The 3,123-nt window shown below is 67.8% G+C and carries 3 protein-coding genes; 2 read left to right on the plus strand and 1 reads right to left on the minus strand.

Going from position 1 to position 3,123, the window contains the following annotated elements:
- Positions 1-1,039, minus strand: a 1,039-nt coding sequence (locus K0M70_RS03730) for a methyl-accepting chemotaxis protein (protein WP_290779461.1), incomplete at its 3' end; no start/stop codon positions are given.
- Positions 1,040-1,150: 111 nt separating this feature from the next.
- Here K0M70_RS03730 and K0M70_RS03735 point away from each other — a divergent pair.
- Both K0M70_RS03735 and K0M70_RS03740 read left to right on the plus strand, forming a co-directional pair.
- Entirely contained in the window at positions 1,151-2,452 is a 1,302-nt protein-coding gene (locus K0M70_RS03735; RefSeq protein ID WP_290779464.1) for an NADH:flavin oxidoreductase/NADH oxidase family protein, read from the plus strand.
- Between the two features lie 26 nt (positions 2,453-2,478).
- On the plus strand, positions 2,479-3,036 hold the full coding sequence (locus K0M70_RS03740; RefSeq protein ID WP_290779467.1) for a DUF1415 domain-containing protein: 558 nt from the start codon (positions 2,479-2,481) through the stop codon (positions 3,034-3,036).
- Positions 3,037-3,123 lie beyond the last annotated feature (87 nt).

Below are 3,123 nucleotides of genomic sequence, written 5' to 3' on the forward strand. Positions count from 1 at the left end.
TGCGCAGGCCGGCCTGGCCGTCCTCGGCCAGGTCGGCGGTCTGGCTGGCGACTGCGTTGACGCCTTCCATCGTCGAGAGCAGTTCGGTGCTGGTGGCGTTGATCTGCTTGACCGCGGCGGCGATCTGGTTGGTGGATGCGCCAAAGCTCTGCACCGTGGCTTCCTGCTGGCGGCTGGTGGCGGCGAATTCGGTGGCCGTGCTCATCAGCTCGATGGATGCCTGTTTGGCGCGCGTCACCAGGGCGCGCAGGCTCTGGGTCATGCCGCTGATGGCCTTGAGCAGGCGGCCCGCTTCATCGGTGTCGTTGCCCGGCGGCACTTCAGTGGCCAGGTCGCCGGAGGCAACGCGGCGGGCGACGTCGGCCGCCATCTGGATCCGCGCCGAAAGCTGGCGCGCCGAACGGTTGGCGAAGACCGCCATGAAGCCCACCACCAGCAGGATCGCGCCGCCCAATACCACCAGAGTGCGGGTCTGCGTCTGGATGATCTCGTCGGCGCGGCGTTCGAAGTCGATGTTGTTCTGGGTGGCGATCTGCACAACCCGGTCGATGGCGCGGCGGTGGGTGTCGTAACTGCGGCCCATCCCAGCCAGCAGGCTGCGGGCACGCTCGCGGTCGCCGGCACGGATGGCCGGTATGAACTGCTCGTCGCGCACGCGGAAGAACTCGATGGCAGAGCGATAGGCCTGTACGGTCATCAGGTCGGCCAGCTCGGCCTTGTCGAGGGTGCGCTTCCAGAATTCCTGGCGGGACTCGAAGTCCAGCCGCAGCTGGTCGCCGCGTTCGATCAGCTGCGAGGCGCGCGTCGGGTCGGATTCGTCAACGATCTGAAGGGTCAGCAGGTACGACTCGATGATGTAGGCCGGCGGCGGAAGCACGTCGGCAATCAAGTCCTTGCCCAATACGATCTCGGTGTAGATCGGACCCTTTACCCGCACTTCTTCCAGCGTTCGCCAGGTGGTAAAGCCGAAGACCAGGAACAGACCGGCGAACACCGCCACCAGCAAGGACAACCTGCCGGCCAATTGGGACTCACGCATCGGAAGGCTTCCCCTGAAGAGTTGCCCAATTTAAGCACAGCCGAGGGCCGGATCGCGGCACCTTTCACCCCACCCGATGCGGTTTAATGGCGCCTGGTCCCGGAGCCCCCCATGACTGATCCTCTTGCCCAGCCGCTGCGCCTGCCCTGCGGTGCCCAACTGCCCAACCGCCTGTGCAAGGCGGCCATGACCGAGGGTCTGGGCGACGCCCAGCTGCGCGCCACCGAGCGCCACGTGCGGCTGTATCGGGCTTGGAGCGAGGGTGGCTGCGGCCTGCACATCACCGGCAACGTCATGATCGACCGCCACGTGATCGAGCGCCCCGGCAATGTCGCCATCGACACCCGCCATCCGCCCAGCGTGGACGCCCAGGCACGCGCCCGGCTCAAGGCCTGGTCGGCGGCCGGCACGGTCGGGGGCAACGGCCTGTGGATGCAGATTTCGCACGCCGGCCGCCAGTCGCCGCGCTATGCCACCCGGCAGCCGGTGGGGCCGTCGGCGGTCCAGCTGAAGCTGATGGGCAACTACGCCCGGCCTCGGGCGCTGAGCGAAGACGAGATCCTGGCCCTGGTGCAGCGATTCGCCGACGCCGCCACCATCGCCCGCGACACCGGTTTCACCGGCGTGCAGGTGCACGGCGCGCATGGCTACCTGCTCAGCAGTTTCCTGTCCCCCGTCACCAACCAACGCACCGACGCCTGGGGCGGATCGCTTGCCAACCGGGCGCGCTTCCTCCTGGAAACGGTGCATGCGGTGCGCAAGGCGGTGGGCCGCGATTTCCCGGTGTCGGTGAAGCTCAACTCCGACGACTTCCGCAAGGGCGGCTTCAGCAGCGCTGATTGCCTGGACGTGGTGCAGCTGCTCAACGGCGAGAACCTCGACCTGCTGGAGATTTCCGGCGGCAACTACGAGCAGCCGCGGCTGCTGGGCATGTCGGGGCGTGACGACGACGCCGTGCAGGTGCGCCCGAGCACGAAGGTGCGCGAAGCCTATTTCCTGGATTACGCCGCCGCCATACGCAAGGTGGCCACCATGCCGATGATGGTGACCGGCGGCTTCCGCACCCGCGCCGGCATGGAGGCGGCCCTGGCCACCGGGGACACCGACATGATCGGCCTGGGCCGGCCTTTGTGCACGCACCCGGATGCCCCGCGCCGGCTGCTGGCGCGGGAGATCGACGAACTGCCTGCTTTCGAAAGCCGGCTGCACTTGCGCCCGCGCGGCCTGCTGTCGCCGGCCAGCCCGTGGCTGCTGCCCAAGATGCTCAACGTGCTCGGCGCGCAGGGCTGGTACTACCAGCAGATGGACCGTATCGCCGACGGCCGCGCGCCGCAGCTGTCGCGTGGCGTGCTGCGCTCATTCGTGCGCTACTGGTGGAACGACTTGAGCAAGGCCGCGAAGCTGCGGCGTTAGGAGGCCACATGCAACCCAATGATCCCATGCACGGCATCGAGCCGCTGGCGGATGAAACCGTAGTGGCGGCCATGCAGGCCTGGCTGGAGAAGGCCGTGATCGGCCTGAACCTGTGCCCGTTTGCGAAGGCGGTGCACGTGAAGCGGCAGGTGCGCTACGTGGTCAGCCGCGCCGAAACGGAAGAGGCGCTGATCGAGGACCTGCTGCACGAGCTGCAGCTGCTGGCCTCCGCCGATCCCGGCGACATCGAGACCACGCTGCTGGTGCACCCGCGCGTGCTCACCGACTTCCTGGACTACAACGACTTCCTGGACATCGCCGACGCCGCGGTCGAGGAGCTCGAGCTCGACGGCGTACTGCAGGTGGCCAGCTTCCACCCCCAGTACCAGTTCGCCGACAGCCATCCCGACGACATGGGCAACTTCAGCAACCGCGCGCCTTATCCCACGCTGCACCTGCTGCGCGAGGACAGCGTGGACAAGGCGGTGGCGGCCTTCCGCGTGGGGGACCGCTTCTTCGAGCCCATCATCGCCAGGCGCGAGAAGCTCGGGCCGGTGGGATGGGCGGCGCTGTTCGGGAAGTGACGGGGAAGGGCGTCTGCCCTGGGGTCCTCCTGCACGGACGGTGCTGGTGGACCTTCAGTCCCCATTGCGGGCTCAGAACAGCGCTGC

It is taken from the genome of Arenimonas sp. (assembly GCF_019459675.1).
GTDB lineage: Bacteria > Pseudomonadota > Gammaproteobacteria > Xanthomonadales > Xanthomonadaceae > Arenimonas.